Annotated in this window: 19 protein-coding genes; 8 read left to right on the top strand and 11 right to left on the bottom strand. The window is 44.2% G+C overall.

The genetic code is table 11. From position 1 onward, the window contains the following. The first annotated feature begins 39 nt into the window (after positions 1–39). From QUA24_RS13425 to ureC, 7 genes are all read left to right on the top strand, one after another. Positions 40–963, top strand: coding sequence for a radical SAM protein (locus QUA24_RS13425; RefSeq protein WP_333230298.1), 924 nt, complete (start codon positions 40–42; stop codon positions 961–963). Continuing rightward, the gene (locus tag QUA24_RS13420; RefSeq protein ID WP_333230296.1) at positions 956–2,269 is read left to right on the top strand and encodes a photosystem II assembly protein; all 1,314 of its coding nucleotides are present in this window, start codon (positions 956–958) and stop codon (positions 2,267–2,269) included. Before QUA24_RS13425 ends, QUA24_RS13420 begins: the two co-directional genes overlap by 8 nt. A gap of 62 nt (positions 2,270–2,331) precedes the next feature. Beyond that, positions 2,332–3,207 (top strand): urease accessory protein UreD, encoded by an 876-nt coding sequence (locus QUA24_RS13415; RefSeq protein ID WP_333230294.1) that lies wholly within the window; start codon positions 2,332–2,334, stop codon positions 3,205–3,207. Positions 3,208–3,369: 162 nt separating this feature from the next. Beyond that, a complete protein-coding gene (ureA, locus tag QUA24_RS13410) occupies positions 3,370–3,672 on the top strand; it encodes an urease subunit gamma (protein WP_006635319.1) in 303 nt (100 codons plus the stop codon). 33 nt (positions 3,673–3,705) lie between these two features. Continuing rightward, on the top strand, positions 3,706–4,023 hold the full coding sequence (locus QUA24_RS13405) for an urease subunit beta (RefSeq protein WP_333158442.1): 318 nt from the start codon (positions 3,706–3,708) through the stop codon (positions 4,021–4,023). Between the two features lie 336 nt (positions 4,024–4,359). Further along, complete coding sequence (locus tag QUA24_RS13400; protein WP_333230292.1) at positions 4,360–5,487, top strand: glycosyltransferase family 61 protein; 1,128 nt, start codon at positions 4,360–4,362, stop codon at positions 5,485–5,487. Positions 5,488–5,664: 177 nt separating this feature from the next. Then, a complete protein-coding gene (ureC, locus tag QUA24_RS13395; RefSeq protein WP_333230290.1) occupies positions 5,665–7,401 on the top strand; it encodes an urease subunit alpha in 1,737 nt (578 codons plus the stop codon). Between the two features lie 227 nt (positions 7,402–7,628). On the opposite strand, the gene QUA24_RS13390 is transcribed toward ureC, so the two are convergent. The 4 genes from QUA24_RS13390 to QUA24_RS13375 all read right to left on the bottom strand — a co-directional run bounded on the left by QUA24_RS13390 (position 7,629) and on the right by QUA24_RS13375 (position 13,076). Beyond that, entirely contained in the window at positions 7,629–8,264 is a 636-nt protein-coding gene (locus QUA24_RS13390; protein ID WP_333230288.1) for a hypothetical protein, read from the bottom strand. A 253-nt stretch (positions 8,265–8,517) separates the two neighbouring features. Continuing rightward, entirely contained in the window at positions 8,518–10,206 is a 1,689-nt protein-coding gene (locus QUA24_RS13385; RefSeq protein ID WP_333230287.1) for a calcium-binding protein, read from the bottom strand. 131 nt (positions 10,207–10,337) lie between these two features. Then, the gene (locus QUA24_RS13380) at positions 10,338–12,008 is read right to left on the bottom strand and encodes a S8 family peptidase (protein WP_333230285.1); all 1,671 of its coding nucleotides are present in this window, start codon (positions 12,006–12,008) and stop codon (positions 10,338–10,340) included. A 171-nt stretch (positions 12,009–12,179) separates the two neighbouring features. Continuing rightward, entirely contained in the window at positions 12,180–13,076 is an 897-nt protein-coding gene (locus QUA24_RS13375) for an aspartoacylase (RefSeq protein WP_333230283.1), read from the bottom strand. 244 nt (positions 13,077–13,320) lie between these two features. On the opposite strand from QUA24_RS13375, the gene QUA24_RS13370 reads away from it, so the two are divergent. Next, positions 13,321–14,226 carry a LysR substrate-binding domain-containing protein gene (locus QUA24_RS13370; protein ID WP_333083738.1) on the top strand — a complete coding sequence of 302 codons (906 nt, stop codon included), beginning with the start codon at positions 13,321–13,323 and terminating at the stop codon, positions 14,224–14,226. A gap of 307 nt (positions 14,227–14,533) precedes the next feature. Here QUA24_RS13370 and QUA24_RS13365 read toward each other — a convergent pair whose 3' ends face one another. From QUA24_RS13365 to QUA24_RS13335, 7 genes are all read right to left on the bottom strand, one after another. After that, complete coding sequence (locus QUA24_RS13365) at positions 14,534–14,704, bottom strand: hypothetical protein (protein ID WP_333215090.1); 171 nt, start codon at positions 14,702–14,704, stop codon at positions 14,534–14,536. Positions 14,705–14,927: 223 nt separating this feature from the next. Further along, positions 14,928–15,260 carry a CRISPR-associated ring nuclease Crn3/Csx3 gene (crn3, locus tag QUA24_RS13360; RefSeq protein WP_333083735.1) on the bottom strand — a complete coding sequence of 111 codons (333 nt, stop codon included), beginning with the start codon at positions 15,258–15,260 and terminating at the stop codon, positions 14,928–14,930. A 52-nt stretch (positions 15,261–15,312) separates the two neighbouring features. Next, entirely contained in the window at positions 15,313–16,242 is a 930-nt protein-coding gene (locus QUA24_RS13355) for a DUF192 domain-containing protein (RefSeq protein WP_333230281.1), read from the bottom strand. 19 nt (positions 16,243–16,261) lie between these two features. Beyond that, entirely contained in the window at positions 16,262–17,992 is a 1,731-nt protein-coding gene (locus tag QUA24_RS13350; RefSeq protein ID WP_333230279.1) for an NAD+ synthase, read from the bottom strand. A gap of 87 nt (positions 17,993–18,079) precedes the next feature. Continuing rightward, the gene (locus QUA24_RS13345) at positions 18,080–18,373 is read right to left on the bottom strand and encodes an isochorismate lyase (protein WP_333159752.1); all 294 of its coding nucleotides are present in this window, start codon (positions 18,371–18,373) and stop codon (positions 18,080–18,082) included. A 70-nt stretch (positions 18,374–18,443) separates the two neighbouring features. Continuing rightward, positions 18,444–19,193 carry an NrtR DNA-binding winged helix domain-containing protein gene (locus QUA24_RS13340; RefSeq protein WP_333215099.1) on the bottom strand — a complete coding sequence of 250 codons (750 nt, stop codon included), beginning with the start codon at positions 19,191–19,193 and terminating at the stop codon, positions 18,444–18,446. Continuing rightward, the gene (locus QUA24_RS13335; protein ID WP_333230277.1) at positions 19,154–19,753 is read right to left on the bottom strand and encodes a nicotinate-nucleotide adenylyltransferase; all 600 of its coding nucleotides are present in this window, start codon (positions 19,751–19,753) and stop codon (positions 19,154–19,156) included. The genes QUA24_RS13340 and QUA24_RS13335 overlap by 40 nt, the downstream gene beginning before the upstream one ends. Positions 19,754–19,861: the final 108 nt, after the last annotated feature.

Genomic DNA, 19,861 nt, shown 5'->3' with positions numbered 1-19,861 from the left:
ATAAACATTTTCCATTTTAATACTGTAGCAGGTTCAATCATGGTAAAGTCTCAGTATGAAGAATATTCCATCGGCAAGAAACACACTGTCGCACTCAAAGAAAACTTCGGAAGTTCTAAAGTGTATGCACAAAATGCACAGTCAGTGCTTAACAAAGCTACTGGATTTATCAGTGCTTACGATTTCACGCTAAATCCTTATCGCGGCTGTCAGTACGGATGCAGCTATTGTTATGCTGCTGCTTTTAGCCCTAATTCGCAGATGCGTCAGGATTGGGGAAATTGGGTTATCATCAAAGAAAATGCCACCGATATTTTAAAGAAAGAGTTGCATAGTTGGTACAAGAAAAACCCGGATCGACCACCTAGCATTTACATGAGTAGTGTCACCGATCCGTATCAGCCCATTGAAACTAAAAAACTATTAACTAGGTACTTGTTACAAGTAATGCTTTCCTATCAACCGACGCTAGTTATCCAAACTCGCAGTCCTATGATAACTAGAGATATCGATATTTTACAGAAATTTCAGCGGTTGCGAATTAACATGAGCATTCCCACTGGTAGCGAAAAAGTAAGGAAAGATTTTGAACCAAAGTCGCCGAGTATTCCTGCGAGACTCAAAGCTATGGCAAAACTGAAATACAGCTTTCCTTACCAAGAAAATTGCGAAGTCAGATTTTCTATAACTGTGACGCCACTACTCCCTACCTTACCGGAAGATGAAGCGGATTTTATTAGCAAGCTGGCAGTTGTAGATAGAGTGGTGATTCAGGATTTTCATGCCAGCAACGGGCGATCGCTAATTGCGTCAACTCGCGAGGAAGCATTAGCTCTTAAACACAAGTACGCTTGGTGGTACAATAGCGAACAACAGAGTTATCGCAAGTTTAAAAATAAATTAATTGCGCTGCTCCCCGATGTTGAAATTATGGAAGGCAAAGAGGGATTTGGCTATGAATAACTCGCTAGCTAACTGGTGGCGTTCCCATCAGTTTAACGAAGCCGTTAAGAGTCAAAATAATCGACTTGCCAAACAACTGTTAAAACAAATAGAAAATTCCGGGGCAAAACTCTCATGGCAGCAGAAGCTATTTAAAGAGCGCCTACAGCTTGAGAAGTTATTACAGAAAAAAAATGACCGCATCAAAGAAGCCGAGCGGCATTTAGAAGAATTAGAAATGCAACTAAGCTTCGGGCAACTTGACCATTCGCTGGCGCGGATTGATCAATTAACATTGTTTCCCGACACAAAGTTCATTGAACATATTTCAAAATCTTTCAAATTGATAGACTGCGATGAGAGTATGATTCAATGCACTGGCATTGACGACAAAACATTTAATAATTTTGAACAACATTTGGCTGGATTTATTAAGAATGAGCTTAATAAGTTGAGCAGGGAAAAAAACAATATTGATTATTTACTTGAACAAGCTATTGACGATATACAGAAACTGAAAGAAGGACAAGATCCTAAATACAATTTTGAGCTAAGTCCTCACGTCTATTTAATTAGGTATTTCCTAGATAACGTCTACTGTACATATCTAGCTTGGTTCCTGATTTACAAGGCTGGATTATTACCGACTAAAGTTAATATCCTCGATATTGCTGCTGGGCCGGGTACTGTTGCTTACGGACTCGGTTTGTTGCTGCAAAGCAGTAGCGACTTTTTTTCAATGCCACCAATGCACATATCATACTACTCTCTGGAACAGCAAAAAGCTTTTCAATATCGCGGACTCCAGTTTTGGCGGCAGTACATGGAACCCCAGGCGATGAATGCTTACTTTCGTTTTGACACTTCTAGTATATTTGATGGGAAAAATCAATCTCAAAGACTGCCTCAAAAATTCTTTGATTTTATAGTGATTTCTCACTGTTTTTTTAACGATGAGGAGAGAAGAGAAAAATCCCTTCTAATTTACAAGGATATATTTACAAACAGCCTGAATGATTCGGGTTACGCTTTGCTAATTATTCAAGATAAGAAGTTGCTGATCCCATACAATGTTCGTCGAGTTGATGATTGCCAACATGAGCTAAGTGTAGTAAGACAATTTGTTGATGAACTGGGCTTAAACTTAGTTTGGTATAAATATTTAAATTCAATCGGTAGCAGGACATCCCATCCTAATTTTGGCAAGTTTGCTAGAGAAAATCTACCTGTACAGAAATTCATCAGTCCACTTTTCCGCCAGCACCTTAAATTACCTTACGAGCCGCATTATGGGCTTGATGACTATGTAATATTAGCAAAAAAATAATAAGTATACATCTCGAAAGAAATGAAAAAAGTTTCCAATTTAACATTTAATCGTAAAAATCTGTGATTCAAAAATCGACTGAAACACCTACCAAGAACATTCAAACTGGATGGCACGGCAGCCTGAATTTAGCCTACGCTAACCGATCCGGTGCAACTCAAATCATTCACAATCAAATGCAAGCACCCCTAAAGGTGCAGCGCCCGTTTTATCCTGAAGGGAAAGAGATTTGTCACAGCGTCATCTTGCACACGGGTGGGGGAGTTGTCGGGGGCGATCGACTTTCCAGCCATTTTCACCTCCAACCCAAGGCGAAAGCCTTGATTACCAGCGCCGCTGCTAGTAAAATCTATCGCAGCAGCGGACTAGAATCACAACAAAATATTGACATTCAGCTAGATACTGGTGCTAATTTAGAATGGCTGCCACAAGAAACTATAGTTTTTGACGGCGCAATATATCGGCAAAATTTGCGGGTAGAATTAGCACCAACAGCGAGGATTTTACTGTGGGAAATTACCAGATTTGGACGCAGTGCTAGGGGCGAAAAGTTATTGTCTGGAGAATGGATCTCGCACACCGAAATTTGGCAACAAAACAGCCCTTTATGGATTGACAGACAATTGCTCAAAGGAGGAGAAAAAATGCTCGAAAGTCCTCACGGCCTCGCAGGAAAACCCGTAGTTGCCACCCTCGCTTGGGTAGGCGAACCCGTTACAGCCGAGCTCATGGAAAAAGTGCGAGATTTGCCATCTGAGGCAACAATTTCTCCTGGTAATTCCACCGTCGGCGTGACTCGTATTCCTAACGGTTTGCTGTGCCGATATCGCGGTACATCCACAGCCGCAGCGAGAGACTGGTTTGTCAGCATTTGGCACTTGCTGCGCTTATCTTTTTCAGAACGCCCTTGCTGTTTACCCAGAGTTTGGATAAAATAGGATGATCTTTGAGTTTCAATGTAGAGTTGCCCTGCTAACAAGATTATTCCTGTCTCTCTTTTCTGACTCTGCGCCCTCTGCGCCCTTTGCGGTTTAATCATTCAGAAACAACCGTAAACGATATCATCACCAAATAATGCGATCGCACTTACAAGAATAAAAATGCAACTCACCCCCCAAGAAAAAGACAAACTGCTGATTTTCACCGCCGCCCTGGTAGCAGAACGCCGCAAACAAAGAGGTTTAAAATTAAACTATCCAGAAGCACTCGCCTACATTTCCGCCGCCATTTTAGAAGGAGCGAGAGATGGCCTCACAGTCGCCGATTTAATGAGTTATGGAACAACTCTCCTGACGCGGGAAGATGTGATGGAAGGGATAGCAGAAATGGTGCATGAAGTCCAGGTTGAGGCGACTTTCCCCGACGGAACAAAGTTGGTAACAGTGCACGATCCGATCCGTTAAAAAATCAACCACCGATACTCAGAGGAGGAAAAAATGATTCCCGGAGAAATGATTGTTTCAGCAGGCGAAATAGAATTAAATGCCGATCGCCCAACGGTGCGGTTGCTGGTAGGAAATAAAGGCGATCGACCCATCCAAATTGGTTCACACTATCACTTTTATGAGGCAAACGAAGCCTTAGAATTTAATCGAGAACAAGCAAAAGGAATGCGGTTGGATATCCCCGCAGGTACAGCAGTCAGGTTTGAACCAGGAGATGAAAGGGAAGTTCAATTAGTGCCGTTTGTTGGTAGTCGTCAAGTCTACGGCTTTAATGGAAAAGTGAACGGTCATCTGGATGCTGAAGTATGAAGCCAGATGACCGTTCACGATTGTTGATTTGGGAATTTGAAGCTTTTTAACTTAAAAGTCCTACCAGTTTCAAAACATAATGCAACTGTAGGCTCTCTCCACACTATCATAGTGACACTCATCCCAATCCCAAATGTAAAATCGCAAATGGTATCATTTCCAGCCCTATGCCTGGAGAATGATAAAGTAAGATAAAAACTTTTTCTCTGCCTTCTGTATAAATGCCTTCGGGCTTTTTTTGTTAGTTCAATCTCCTACTTTTGAGCGAGTTAAAATCTGCCGTTTGCGGTCTAATGTGGTTGTAAAAACTGCAAAGATATACAGCAAAAGTGCGTGATGAACCCAAAATTAGTTGACCAGATCAAACAGAAATTGAAGCAGAGCTTGCTGGCAACATCAAGGCGTGTCTGGAGAACCCCGTTAGACCGACGCACCAGCATCAAATTGTTAGATGACAGCATAGTTTATAAAAAGCAGCACCAACCCATCAATATACCCGCATTAACTTCTGTAAAAAAAGTGCCTTCTAGGTTTTTTGCCACGGAAAAAGCCGTGTCTTTTGACCCAGATTATGTATGGAAGATTTCTTTGAATCAAAAAATAAATTCTTTAACTATTTGTACGTCGGGCAACACGCTGCTGAATAAGAAATTGCTTTTAGACTTGGATTTTCGGATTAGCGGTGCGGGCATTCTGGAATGGCCTTACAAACCTAACCAAATTACCTATCCGCTGGTAGTTGCTCCTTGGTCGCATTTGTGGTGCAGTTATTATGATTATGTGATTTTTGTGCTGGCTAAACTTTGTCGAATTGAGGAGGCTTTAGGTAAGGAAATTTGGCAAGAAGCTAAAATTTGTTATCCTTTACGACATACAGATTTTGAGTTGGGCTTTATGACCAAACTCGGTATTCCTGAAAGTTCACTAATCGACACTCAGGCTAGAGATACGGGATATCATGCAGAAAGTGTGGTGGTGGGAAACAATCAAGACTGGTATTTTCCCAGTCCTTACGATATAGAGCTTTTGCGGAAAAAATTCTGTCTTAAGGAAAAGGTAAAGCCTTATAGAAAACTTTATCTGTCTAGAAGCGGCCGGCGCAAGGTTAAAAATGAAGTACAAGTGCGAGAGGTTTTGAAAGAATTTGATTTTGAAATTTTGGAAGATATCTCGCGCAGTGTTGATGAACAAATTCGTCTGTTTGCAGAAGCGGCGGTGGTTGTCGGCCCTCACGGGGCAGGTTTTACAAATTTGCTGTGGTGTCAGCCGGGAACGAAAGTATTGGAATTCTTTTATGGAGGGTACACTCCGCCATATTTCTATTACATTTGCCAGCTATTGGGATTAGAATACTCTCGCATGGTTGATGACAACAATGTAGCGGAAGATTGGAGTTTCATTGGCATGGATATGACGGTGGATGTGGAGATTTTAAAAAGGCAAATCCAGAAAATACTGGAGTAAATTTGCCCGATTATACCATTTTAGATTTTCGAGGGGCAGAATTGATGACGATCGGGGTTTTAAAGCTTGCCTAATGTTGTATTTTTTTTACTGTTTCAGATTGAGGAACTCGTCACATACTATAATTGAAGTGGGTCTCAACTGCTAACTAAAAATTTATTAATATTAGGAGTGAACATGAGTTACAGAATGGATCGTCGCGCCTACGCGGAAACCTTCGGGCCGACTGTGGGCGATCGCGTCCGGTTAGCCGATACAGAATTATTCATAGAAGTTGAAAAAGACTTCACAACCTACGGGGATGAAGTTAAATTTGGCGGTGGCAAAGTTATTCGCGACGGCATGGGACAATCGCCGATTTCTAATGCAGACGGCGCTGTTGACACGGTGATTACTAATGCTTTAATATTAGACTGGTGGGGAATTGTTAAAGCAGATGTCGGTCTTAAAGACGGCAAAATTTACAAAATTGGTAAAGCCGGAAATCCTTATATTCAAGATAGGGTAGATATTATTATCGGGCCTGGTACTGAAGTAATTGCCGGTGAAGGAATGATTCTCACCGCCGGGGGAATCGACAGTCACATTCACTTTATTTGCCCGCAGCAAATAGAAGTGGCGATCGCCTCTGGAATCACTACAATGATTGGCGGTGGCACAGGCCCTGCAACGGGTACAAACGCCACAACTTGCACTCCGGGGCCTTGGCATATGTACCGAATGCTGCAAGCAGCCGACGCTTTCCCGGTAAACCTAGGATTTTTAGGTAAAGGAAATAGCAGTCAACCCCAAGGATTAATTGAACAAATCTTGGCCGGTGCAATGGGTTTGAAACTCCACGAAGATTGGGGAACTACACCAGCAACGATCGACACTTGTTTGAGTGTAGCTGACGAGTACGATGTGCAAGTTGCAATTCACACGGATACTCTCAATGAAGCGGGATTTGTGGAAGCTACAATTGCTGCTTTCAAAAATCGAGCTATTCATACTTACCATACTGAAGGTGCTGGCGGCGGACACGCACCTGATATTATCAAAGTTTGCGGCCAAGCTAATGTTTTGCCTTCGTCAACTAACCCGACTCGCCCTTACACTGTCAATACTTTAGAAGAACATTTAGATATGTTGATGGTTTGCCACCATTTGGATCGAGGTATTCCTGAAGATGTCGCTTTTGCTGAATCGAGAATTAGAAGGGAAACTATTGCTGCTGAGGATATTTTGCACGATTTAGGTGCGTTTAGTATGATTTCTTCTGATTCTCAGGCGATGGGAAGAGTGGGAGAGGTGATTATTCGGACTTGGCAAACGGCTCATAAAATGAAAGTGCAGCGGGGACATTTACCCCCCCTAACCCCCCCTTACCAAGGGGGGGAAACAGAGGGAGAAAATGATAATTTTCGGGTGAAGCGGTACATTGCCAAATATACAATTAATCCGGCGATTACTCACGGAATTAGTCAGTATGTGGGTTCGGTGGAAGAGGGGAAATTGGCGGATTTGTGTTTGTGGCGGCCGGCTTTTTTTGGGGTGAAACCGGAACTGGTAATTAAAGGAGGGGCGATCGCCTATGGGCAGATGGGAGATGCTAACGCCAGCATTCCCACGCCGCAACCGGTGCATATGCGGCCGATGTTTGGCAGTTTTGGCGGGGCGATTGGGGCGACTTGTCTGACGTTTGTTTCCCAAGCTGCGCGCGATCGAGATATTGCCGCACAGCTCGGTTTACAAAAGCCCACTGTAGCCGTTTCCGGGACGCGACAAATTAGTAAAAGAGATATGAAACTCAACGATTATTTGCCACAAATGGAAGTCGATCCAGAAACTTATGAAGTTAGGGCGGATGGGGAATTGTTAACTTGCGAACCGGCAACTGTTTTGCCAATGGCGCAGCGATACTTTTTGTTTTAACTGATATCTTGCACCATTTTCAGCAACAGGCAAGATGCCTGTTCCACAATAAAATTTATATTTTGTGGAACAGGCATCTTGACTGTTCATAAAAGGCTAACTAACAATTGTGCAATATCTCAGTTTTAACCGATTATACAATCATGTAGTGGCGGGTTTTACAAACAATATTTGTCAATAATAGATAATCTCAAAAACTCGCCCCCACCCAACAGCAAATCTTCATCTTAGTTCCATTCTGTATTTGAGTTCGTGTTAGAAAAATTGAACGATCGCACTATCAAATCCTGGCACACAAACCAAAAATAAAGTGCAATATTAATCCCGCTCAACAGCTTCGGTATTCCCTCCAGCAAGCTCGACACAATCTCGTTTTTTAAGGGCAGCGCTTCTGCAAAAAAGGCAACAAATAACAAACCTACGCCACTCAGCAGTAAAGCATAGGGAGTCGAGGGAATATGCCTCCGAAAAGTTAATCCGTATGCAATTGCGAGCACGGCGTAAAATATGACAATTGTCACTTTCGGAAAACCCGCACGTCCCAGATGAACATGGGTGCGAAAAACTTCATTGAACAGAAAGCAACCTGCAAACAGTGCCGAATATAAAAGAAATCGATTTCCTGGGCGATCTGGTTGAATAATTCTCAGCAATCCAAAGGTAAAAGCGCACACCATTACCGATAAATAAAATAACATTTGAAACGCCAAGAAAAAGAAACCTGCACCCGGATACGTGGCAGAGCAAGGCGGCAAAAACAACCCTTTTACCGAAAAACCGAATAAATTCAGACACGCCGTCACTATCCCAACTAGCACTAAAGTTAAACTATTGAACAAAAAAACTGTTTTATAATTTGCCATAATTAATAACTAAAAGCTAACAACAGTATATTGCGCGTCAAACCATTTTTTGCTAGGGCTTGTGCATGGGGGTTCAGAAACCGGGTTTTTTACGAAAATACTGCGTTGTGACCCGAAGATTCGCAAAAGAACTCGGTTTCTCTGTCGGAGTGCGTAATTCCCGATCGTGTTCTTTGAGTAAAGGTGAGATATTCGGTGAAAGGACAAAGCATTGCTGTGTTTCTACAGCAGGCAATTGAGAATCTACAGATATTTAAACAGAGACGAAATCTTCAGGACCGATGAGATTGGGAGCAACACCTGTCAAAGCAGCTAAAATTTCACCGCTGCTAGCTAATCCAATTAATGTGCCGTTAGTTCCAGCGGAAATTGATAGTTGTCCGAAAGTCAAGCCGTTGATTAATTGAATGGTATCTTGAGCGTTGCCGAAATCAGAGATTGTATCAACTCCCAACCCCGCACCTAAAACAAATACATCGTTGCCCGCGCCGCCGACTAGAATATCGTTTCCCAAACCGCCGTTGAGGGTGTCAAAACCTTTGCCACCAAACAGGTTGTCGCTGCCGCCGCCCCCGACAAGGATATCGTTGCCTTGTCTGCCGATAAGTGCGTCATCGCCGTCAAAACCGTTGATATTATCGCTGCTGGGAGTGCCTATCAGGTTGTCGTTGCCGTTTGTGCCGTTGATGTTGTTACTAGAAGTATTGATGACGCCTGGAGTGTTGGTTAAGTCAACAATAAAGAGGTCTGAGCCATTGTTGGTATCTCCCGGCACGAGGTTGGAGGCCTTAGATGAAAACGCCACTTTCTGCCCGTTGGCGGAGATGGAGGGGCTGTAGGATTCGCCGTTCCCCTGATTGCCCGCCCCTGAAACAGAGACGCGAGTGGTGGTATTGGTTGACAAGTCGCGCACGAAGATGTCAGTGCTATTGTTAGTGTCCCCCCGCACGAGGTTGGAGGCATCAGATTCAAACACCACAAACCGTCCGTCGGCGGAGATCGAACTATAGAGGGAGGAGTCGTTCCCCGGATTGCCTGCTGAGTCAACAGAGACGCAGGTAGTGGTATTGGTTAACAAGTCGCGCACGAAGATGTCGCCGCGATTGTTAGTTTCTCCCGGTACTAGGTTGGTGGCACTAGATACAAACGCCACAAACCGCCCGTCGGCGGAGATGGAGGGAATGCGGGAGGAGTCGTTTCCCTGAATGCCTGCTGAATCTACAGAGACGCGGGTAGTGGTATTCGTTAACAAGTCGCGCACGAAGGTGTCGTTACTATTGTTAGTGTCTCCCGGCACGAGGTTGGAGGCATTCGACGCAAACGCCACAAACCGCCCGTCGGAGATGGAGGGGAACTCGGAAATGCCGTTCCCCTGATTGCCTGCTGAATCTACAGAGACGCGGGTGGTAGTGTTTGTTAACAAGTCACGCACGAAGATATCACGGGTATCGTTAGTGTCTCCCGCCACAAGGTTGGTGGAATCCGATGCAAACGTCACAAACCGCCCGTCGGCGGAGATGGAGGTCAACAAGGAATAGGAAATGCCGTTCCCCTGATTGCCTGCTGAGTCAACAGAGACGCGGGTAGTGATATTCGTTAACAAGTCGCGGACGAAGATGTCGGCTCTACCGTTAGTGTCCCCCGGCACGAGGTTGGAAGCATTCGATGCAAACGCCACAAACCGCCCGTTACCGGAAATGGAGGGGAGGACGGACAAGGCGTTCCCCTGATTGCCTGCTGAGTTAACTGAGACGCGGGTGATGATATTCGTTAACAAGTCGCGCACGAAGATGTCCTTGCTATTGTTAGTGTCCCCCGGCACGAGGTTGGTGGCGTTAGATAAAAACGTCACAAACCGCCCATCGGCAGAGATGGAGGGGATCTCGGAGTCGCCGATCGCCTGATTGCCTGCTGAGTCAACTGAGACGCGATTAATAGTCATACGTCCTCACATTAAAATTGCAAATTTGGTAAATAGACGAGTGTTCGATCGCCCGAAGCTTCTGACAAAACAGATTCGCGCGCTTGTAAGGCGATCGACTAATGTTTCTGAATAGTTGCTGCCTATTTTTTCTAGGCTATTATCTCATTTTGGTTGGCTGTTGCAGTCAAAATTTGCTCAACCTGAGCCGGAGTTAGATTCGGATTGGCATTCAAAACTAAAGCCGCTACACCCGCTACGTGAGGGGCTGCCATCGATGTGCCGCTGTAGGTTTCGTAGGTGTTGTAGGGAGTTGTAGAATAGATGTCTACTCCCGGTGCAACTACGTAATCCAAAGGTCGGCCACCTGCACGGTTAAAGAATTGATCCATCCTGCCATTTATATCAATTCCTCCCACAGCAATTCCGAAGCGATCGGCATATCTAGCTGGATAGTCTGGTTCAGAAAAACCATCATTTCCTGCTGACATGACGACAACAACTCCTTTGTTAGTGGCGTACTGAATTGCCTCATCAACCTCCATGCTAGGCGACCAGCCACCAATACTAACGTTAATTACATTAGCTCCATTATCAGCAGCATAACGAATTCCAGCAGCAAAATTATTAAAGTTCCCAGAGCCAAATGCCGGCAAAACTCTCACAGGCATAATCTTTGCATTGTAGGCAACTCCAGTTATGCCAAAATCATTTCGTTCGGCCGCAATCGCGCCTGCTACGTGAGTCCCATGACCGTCCCAATCCATTGGGTTGTTGTCGTTCCACACAAAATCCCAACCCCGAATATCATCAATATATCCGTTGCGGTCGTCGTCAATTCCGTTATTGGGAATTTCACCCGCATTCTGCCAAATATTGGCATCTAAATCGGGATGGGTGTAGTCAACACCGCTATCGACGACAGCTACAACAATCCCATTTCCGGTAATTCCCCCCTGCCAAACTTCCGGCGCATTTACCATGTCTCTTGCCCAATCATTCCCGCCCAAATTAGGAACTTCGGGGAATTTAACGGGACTGTTAAAAGTGCCGGCTACTGCTGCATTTGCATCTACTAAACCGTATCCGTAATTGCTGCTAAAACCAGTAGCAGGCGTTGCAGCTAGATTCAGGTTGTAATTCTTATAGTCAAAGTAACTATAAACTGCGACATAGTAATCTCCAGGAGTCAGGTTGAAGAAATTTATCTCGCCGGATGCACCGGGCGAGGCATAATCGCTGCCAAGAAGTTCATCATAATCAGCCTCGCCGTTGCGATTCTTATCTTGAATCAACTCGATTCCTGCTCCATTCAAAACATCGATACGCAAGCTTACATCGCTATTGTTGTTAATAGTAAAGCGATAATAATCCTCGTTATCGTCAACTCCGACAAAATCATTGAAGATGAGGGGATTGTTATCAGCAACACCCATGTTGCGTGCAGTGGCTAAGGAGTTGTCTGGGTCTGATAAATTCAACTGATTAGCCGTTCTCGTTCCTGTGAGGGGATCTGTGCCGACAGCGATCGCATCTGAGTTCGATTTTTGTTGAGCAAGAGATGTAATGCTAGCGACTTGATTGTTGGCTGAGTAACTGAGGCTCTCGCTGCTTTGGGTTACTACAAAATCTGCTATTTGTCCTTGTTCGCCGATCGCGCTCGCTGTCAAATTATCAATGTCAAGGCCGTTGCTAGGGATGCTACCGTTAAATTGACTGGATGCAGTGAAAAAATTAAGCTGACCGCTGTTACCAAAGGTTGTTAATGCTGCTGTGAGCTGCTGTTCGCGATCGATTGCAAATATACCGAGCGTACTTTCCATAAATTCACTCCTGATAATTTGAGATTCACTGGTGTTTAGGGGAGACAATGCGTGATTTTAAATTAATTAACATTCTTCCATCGGCGAGATGATAAGTCAATTCATAAATTCATTGCTTGAGTTCATAAAAGTCATAACCCTAATTTCATAAAAGTCATATTTTTCGGCAAGTTATGCCGTTTCAAGCTGAAGCTGTTGTTTTTGCGTCAAAACCATCGCTATGTGTTTTTCGTAATAGGCTGCTTCGTTAATGAATACAGGGAAAACAGTAGATTCTCCTTTATAGTGGAGCGATTCTCCCGTAAATGTGAGAAACATCGGTTCACCGGGATGTAAGGGTTCATAGTCTTTGAACTGAAGTTGGGGATGGATCGCGGCTTGCAGTTCACCTAGTGAATTTCTGGGATAGTCTACTGAGCCGATCGCCTGATATACAGTTAAATATGATGGTATAGGAAGCGGCTTTCCCCGATTTTGTGCGTCGAGATAATCCAGAATGGCGTGGACTAGCATTTCGGTTTGCTGAAGCTGACGGGCGTTAATGACTCCCTGGGCGATGGGCCCAACTTCTATGGTGCCACCGAAAGCAGAGAGCGATCGAAGCATTGGGGCATCCTCACCAGAATGCTCTCCGAAACAAACTCGCAGTGAGGGTTCGATCTCACTCAAATAAGCTAATAATTGCAAATTGAATGGATGTTTGCTAGATGGTAAAATTGTCAGCCCCATGTTGGCCGTTGTGCTGTGAAGGTCAACGATCACATCAGCCCCATGTTCGTCTTTCGGACATAGTTGGGCGGAGATTTCCTTAGCACGTCTGTTCTCGTAACCCATCAAATCTGGGTTAGACAAATCTTCCTCGGCAAAGCAACGGTTCAAATCGCGATCGACATAACGCCGATTGGACTTTACCGCTTGAGGATTAGCTAATAGAGTAACCACCTCAAAGCTCGATCGTTTCAGTAAGTCTGGGAATTGTTGAAACTTCTTAATCAGATAAACCCCAGTCAACTCGTTTCCGTGGGTTCCTCCCACAACTGCAACTCGTCGAATTACTTGCGAAATCATGAATAATCCTCATTAAGCAATACTTAAATAGGTATTTTGTGCCGAAATTTATAACTATTACTTTCAAAATAAAGAAGTTATAGCTATATGTCAAATACTTTTTTATATATAACAATATACTTAAAAAATATAGTATTTAATCCCCGTTACCAAAGAGAATATAACTGTAGGCTCGTGCTCCAAACCATGATAGTAATCATTCATTCCCAATCATTCAATTCTCAAATCTAAAATCGTATAACCTATGGAACTTCGCCATCTTCGTTACTTCATTGCAGTGGCAGACGAACTGAGCTTTAGTCGCGCGGCAAAGCGATTGCACATTGCCCAACCGCCCCTAAGTCAACAAATTAAAGATTTAGAGGCTGAACTGGGTGTGAAGCTATTCGATCGCAAAAGTCACCCGATTCAGCTAACCCCAGCAGGACAGGCGTTTTTAGAAGAAGCTCGCGCAACTTTGGTACAGTTAGAACAAGCGGTACATAAAACCCAGCGCATTCATCAGGGTGAATTGGGTTATTTGACGGTGGGTTTTCCCAGTTCGATCGCGAATGGTGTCTTTCCAGAGATGCTGCGAACTTTTCGACAGCGATATCCAGAGGTAAAACTGATTTTGCAGGAAGAACATAGTGCTTCCCTAATTCAGAGGTTGCGCGATCGCCAGACTGATATCATTTTTCTCTATCTCTACCACGATATTTCTGAAGCCAATGATTTAGAAACGATGTCTCTCACACAAGAACCACTTGTCGTCGTTTTACCCAAAAACCATCCGCTTACAGCCCAATCCAAAATTTCGCTTTCCGACCTAAAGGATCAAGAATTTGTAATGCCCCTTCATCAGATTGTGGCTGGCTTATCTGAGGAAATTTACCATGTATGTTCGCAAGCAGGGTTTGTTCCTAAAGTTGCTCAAACAGCCGTCTTTATGGTCACAATTTTGGGATTAGTCGCAGGGGAAACAGGTATCAGCATTCTGCCATCTCACGTACAGAATCTTCAACGGGAAGGAGTGGTCTATCGTCAGATTCAGGAACAAACGACAACCACTCAATTAACTGCTGTTTGGCGGCATAATCATTCGTCCACCATTTTGCAGCAATTCCTCAATATTATTAAAACCCTCTCAATTTATAGCAATCCTAAATAATTTGTGAGAAACAGGCATAGGTAAAAAGCTTTGAAAAGTCAAGCAAGTAAGGTGCGTCGCCATCAACAATCTGCAAGTTTTATCTAATATCTCGCAGATCCGCACCCTACAGATTAACACCACACAATATAGCTGCTACTGTAGTTCATGAACCAGGAATATGCTGTATTAACTGTTACTTGCCGCAATTGGCGAAAGTAGAAAATCGGTTAAATTTTGTAACTTTCCACGCTTGTCATATCTGCGCGCCAGCAAAAAGACAGTACCTAGTTATGCTTTTATCGCTGTCAACATAACTTTGCCAACTTCATGCAGCAACTGTTGGATACTCCCCTGGTATAGGGATTACTTGCGAGCTCATGTTCCATCCTACTTGCTTGCTAAAATTTTGAATTTGACCTTCACAAGTTCGACAAGTATAAGCGCCGACTTTCTGCCAAATTTCTAACTGCGAAGTCAATCCATATTTGCCATCCATTGCTGGATTGCATCCACATCCCATCCGCGCTGAGGTTCGGACAAAACAGATTCGCGCGGGTGTATGGCGATCGATTAATATTTCTGAATAGTCGCTGCCTATTTTTTCTAGGCTATTATCCCATTTGGTTTGGCTATTGTCGTCAAGATATACTCAACTTGAGCCGGAGTAAGAGTCGGGTTGGCATTCAAAACCAAAGCCGCTACACTCGCTACGTAGAGTCTTAATCGCTCGGTAAACTCAATTTTAATACCTGTCCAACTGATACCTCGTGCTTGTGCGTCGCTACTACCACGGCACCTTCTAATCGCGGATCGTAACATCCCACCCAAGCCGCAGGATGACATTCATGTACTAAATACCCGTACAGCCAAATTGCTCCTCTACCTTCAATGACAATTCCTTGGCTTAATTGAACGTCTTGAGGAAGTTTCAAACCTTGTAAATCATCGGGTGTGATGATACCGTCTTGAGTTGTAATTCGCAAGCGCAAATGTTGGTAAGCTAAACCGTCTTGAGTTTGATGGGGGATTATTTTTAATTCAATAGGATTCATAGGATTCATTGGATGCAAAAATGTTGAATGCTGCGATAAAATCATATACCTTTTAGGGCAAATTGGGAATCCGATCGCCAACTTTGAGTCCCAATTGGGCTGCCCTTCCGCCTCTGAGTTCAATAACTCCATCAACGGGAACATCCGGGCCGTAGTTGGGGCAGGTTTCGCTCAAACACGGCGGTACGTTAGGGATTATCGCCTGCACGACGCCTTCCCGCAGAAAAACCATATCCAGCTCAATCAACACGTTTTTCATCCAAAAACGCACGTTTCGCGCGGGTTCGATGGGGAAAAACATTCCTCTGTCGTCAGGCAATTCTGTGCGAAACATTAAACCTGTCGCTTGTTCTTGGGGAGTTTTCGCCACTTCCAGTCCGATCGCGCGATCGGCTATAATCGTGTTAACCGAAATTGGCAAAAGCTGACCCCTATCTAGTCCGCCAAACAGCGAAATAAAGTTTAATTCAGTCAGATTAGAATTTCCCAAAACAACTCCTAAATAATTACCAAATTTTTTGTCTTTCATAATAGTTTGGTTCTCGGAAACAGAAAGCTCTAAATCGCTAAACTTCATGCCTTCTGTCAAGACAATTTTATCATTGCCGTTGCCAAAATCTGTAATTATATCCGCTTTAGTAATAGTAGAGGCGGCGGCGGTTTTTTCAATCACAAATAAATCATCACCCGCGCCTCCTGTTAAGATATCACCGCCTTCGCCGCCTATTAGCAAATCGTTACCCCGATCGCCAAAAATCCAATCGGAGTCTTGTCCTCCATAGATTGTATCGCTTCCCTGACCGCCAGACAGCGTATCAGCGCCTTCATTTCCTGCTAGCAAATCATTTTCCCGATCGCCAAAAATTCGGTCATTTCCTCCCAAACCTTGAACAGTATCATTACCCGCAAATCCTCTAATCGTATCGTTGCTGAGAGTTCCCAGGAGAAAATCGAAGCCGAAACTACCGTCGATGTTAACCATTTTGCGTTTAATGATGCGTTTAATAAAATGAAGATTTGGCGATCGGCATCCGCCAACCGGTACCAAAAGCTCGATCGCTAATTTTCAAACCAGGGGCTGCTTGCCGCCGTTTAAACTCCGCTTGCCTCACTAATTTTACTACACGTTTAACCACGGCTTCATCGTGTCCTGCCGCCACAATTTGTTGGGCAGATTCGTGCTGTTCGATCAACCGCTGCAAGATGTCATCCAAAACATCGTAATCCGGCAAAGAATCTTGGTCAACTTGTCCCGGTTTCAGTTCAGCACTCGGCGGCTTGGTAATAATATTAACCGGAATAATTTCCTTTCCCAAGTTAGCCTGATTTTTAATCTTCTCACTCCCATAATTCAGCCATTGACAAAGCGAATAAACGCGAGTTTTCGGCACATCAGCAATCACCGCCAATCCCCCATTCATATCGCCGTAGAGAGTGCAGTAACCCACAGCCATTTCCGACTTATTCCCAGTCGAAAGCAGCAAATGTCCGAACTTATTGGAAATTGCCATCAACAGATTGCCTCGAATCCGGGATTGAATATTTTCCTCAGCAATCCCGAAAGTTGTATTGACAAACAAATTGGCGAGAGTGCGATCGTAAGTTTTCATCAAACCGCCTATCGGCAACATTTCGATTGCAAGGCCCAGATTTCGTGCTAATTCCAAAGCATCATTAACCGAATGATCCGAACTGTAAGGAGAAGGCATCAACACCCCTAGAACATTTTCGGGCCCGATCGCGCAACTGGCGATCGCCGCCACCAAAGCCGAATCTATCCCCCCACTCAAACCGAGTACAACCTTAGAAAAACCGCACTTGCGAACATAATCTCGCACTCCCAAAACCAAAGCAGCCCAAATCTCTGCATCTCCTTCTGCCGGATGAAAACTTAAATCTGTTGTGGATCGGGCATCTTGCCCAAACCCACCGCTGCCAAATAAATCTTGTTTAGTGGCGTCATATTCCAGCACCGCAAAATCCGTTTCAAAAGAAGCTAATACCTGAATTAAATCACCCCTTCGATTCACAGCAAAACTGCTGCCGTCAAAAATAATATCGTCATTTCCGCCTACCTGATTAGCGTAAATAATCGGTTTCCCGCAGCGGATGACGCTGTGCTGCAACATCGCCGATCGCACTCCCCGCTTCCCCGCAGAATAAGGCGATGCCGACAAATTCACCACTAAATCTACACCCAATTTTGCCAGATCGGAAACAGGATCGCCCGCGTAACTGCGTTTACCCCAAAACTCCTCATTGTTCCACAAATCTTCACAAATTGTCACGCCGATTTTGACTTCGCCAATAGAAAAGTAATTGCTGTTTTCTCCCGGTTCAAAATATCTATCTTCATCAAATACATCATAAGTAGGCAACAAGCGTTTATGAAAAACTGTTTTGACGGCGCCATTTTGCAACAAAACAGCACTATTAAACAAGGATTTTCCGCCGAGTTTAACAGCAGTAGCATTAGGTAAGGCAGTGCCTACTATGACTGCCAACTCAGGCGGCAAAGCTTGCGCCAGTTGCAGCAACTGTGTACCTGCATCTGCAATGAAACTCGGATTAATTAACAAATCGCGCGGCGGATAACCGATCAGGGAAAGTTCCGGTGTTAGCAATAAGTTTGCGCCCTCAACCTCAGCTTTTTTCGCAGCCTCCAGAATCAGGTTGGAGTTGCCCAAGATATCACCAATAGTAGGGTTGAGTTGTGCGATCGCAATTTTCATATCACCAAATCACCTCATAAATATTGCTAACAGTCCGCCCGCGCGGACTCACTTTCCTATAGTTCTAGATTTGAATGTATAGAAACCTTACTCAGATTTGAAATGTTTCAACTCTTCCTCAATATAATAATTTACCAAATCCCGGTAAATATTTTCAACCACATCAGGATTCAAACCTGATTCTAAAGCCCACTCGCGCCGCTGCTGTAACATAGCATGAAAGCGATCGGGCGCTCTAACGCCAGCTTCACTCGTTTTGAACCTTGCTGCCGCGACGACGTATTTAAATCTTTTGCTCAAAGCGTCGATCACTTCTCGATCGATGATATCAATTTCCTCCCGAACTTCGTGAATATTAGCGCATTCATCGGGGTCTTTCATAGTCTGCACTCCTTAATAGCTTATATTCTAATGTTACTAAATTGATCCCAGAATGTCATCCAAGGAACAGCTAAATAAACACCAGTGGCTTATTTTTGAAAGGAGCAAAAGCGGCCGCATCAAAGCGGTACAAACTAGCAGGGCGGCCAGCCCCGCGCGAAACCTTAACACCGGTATCGCACAAAAAACCCAATTTCAACAATCGAGCTCTAAAATTAGAATAATCAGAAAAATTTTCCCCCAAAATAGTTGTATAAAGCTGATACAAGTCGCTCAAAGTAAAAAGTTCCGGCAAAACTTCAAAAGCTACCGGGCTGTATTCAAGTTTGTTACGCAGTCGCCGATATCCGTATTCGAGAATTTGATTGTGATCGAAGGCCAGCTTAGGAACTTGTTGCACGGGATACCAAGCAATACCGCCGACACGGTGCCCGACACCCGCGACTACACTCCCAGCAATTAACTCAGCTTCCTCAAAGCGTACCAAAGCAAAATAACTAACCGAAAGATAACGATCGCCCCTGGTAATTTCCCGAGGATCGCGCCCGGGTTCTCCAAAAGTATACAATTGCTCCAGATACAAATTTTTTACCCGAATTTTCTCAGACAAAATCCGGTAAGCTGCATTTTCCAGAGACTCTCCGTGCCGCACCAAAGTACCGGGAAGACTCCAAGAATCGATAAACGGTTCGTCTTGCCGCATTATCAACAGCACCAACAAGCGGTTCTGCACGGTATCGACGGAAAAAATAACATTATCTACTCCTACTTTAAAGTCAGCTAATGAGCAACCCTCGCTCTTTTTTGTGCCTCGTGCCATGCGTACAAATGCTCCCTATGGATGTAATCTTCGATGGTCGGAGTCAGAGCTTCCCTGTCTCCTTTTTCCCGATAGGAAGTAGAAGAAACATTGGGAGCACTCAAAGATGCGATCGCCACGTCTGCACCCATGCGCCTCAACTGCCACAAATCTAATTGCTCTGATGGATAACCGGGTCGCGGTACTATCAGCAGATCCACTTGTTTTAACAATTGTTCAAATTTGTACCAGCGAGACAGTTGCCCCACCAAGTCAGAACCGATTACCAGCGTCAAATCTGCATCCTGCCACAGCAATCTTGCTTGTTCCACAGTTTCCACAGTCCTCGGACTGCTGAGTTCTGGATGCAAGCAAAGATTGTGTCTGGGCGAATTAATTTCTTGAATCATTAACAGCAGCATTGCCGATCGGTGTTGTAGAGAAGTTTGATGCGACTTAAAAGGATTGTCCGACGCCCAAACTGCTACCCAATCAAAATGTTGCGAAAGCCAACTCAGAATTGTTTTATGTCCCGCTGTGGGCGGATCGGCACTGGTTCCAAAAAGAGCAATCTTCTGCATAGGGAATCGGTAATGGGGAATTGTTGACTGCTGACTAATGACTAATGACTAATGACTAATGACTAATGACTAATGACTAATGACTAATGACTAATGACTAATGACTAA

It is taken from the genome of Microcoleus sp. Pol12B5, assembly GCF_036701335.1.
GTDB lineage: Bacteria > Cyanobacteriota > Cyanobacteriia > Cyanobacteriales > Microcoleaceae > Microcoleus.
The sequence above is the reverse complement of the archived record's forward strand: the minus strand, read 5'-3'. Positions and strand labels throughout refer to the sequence as shown.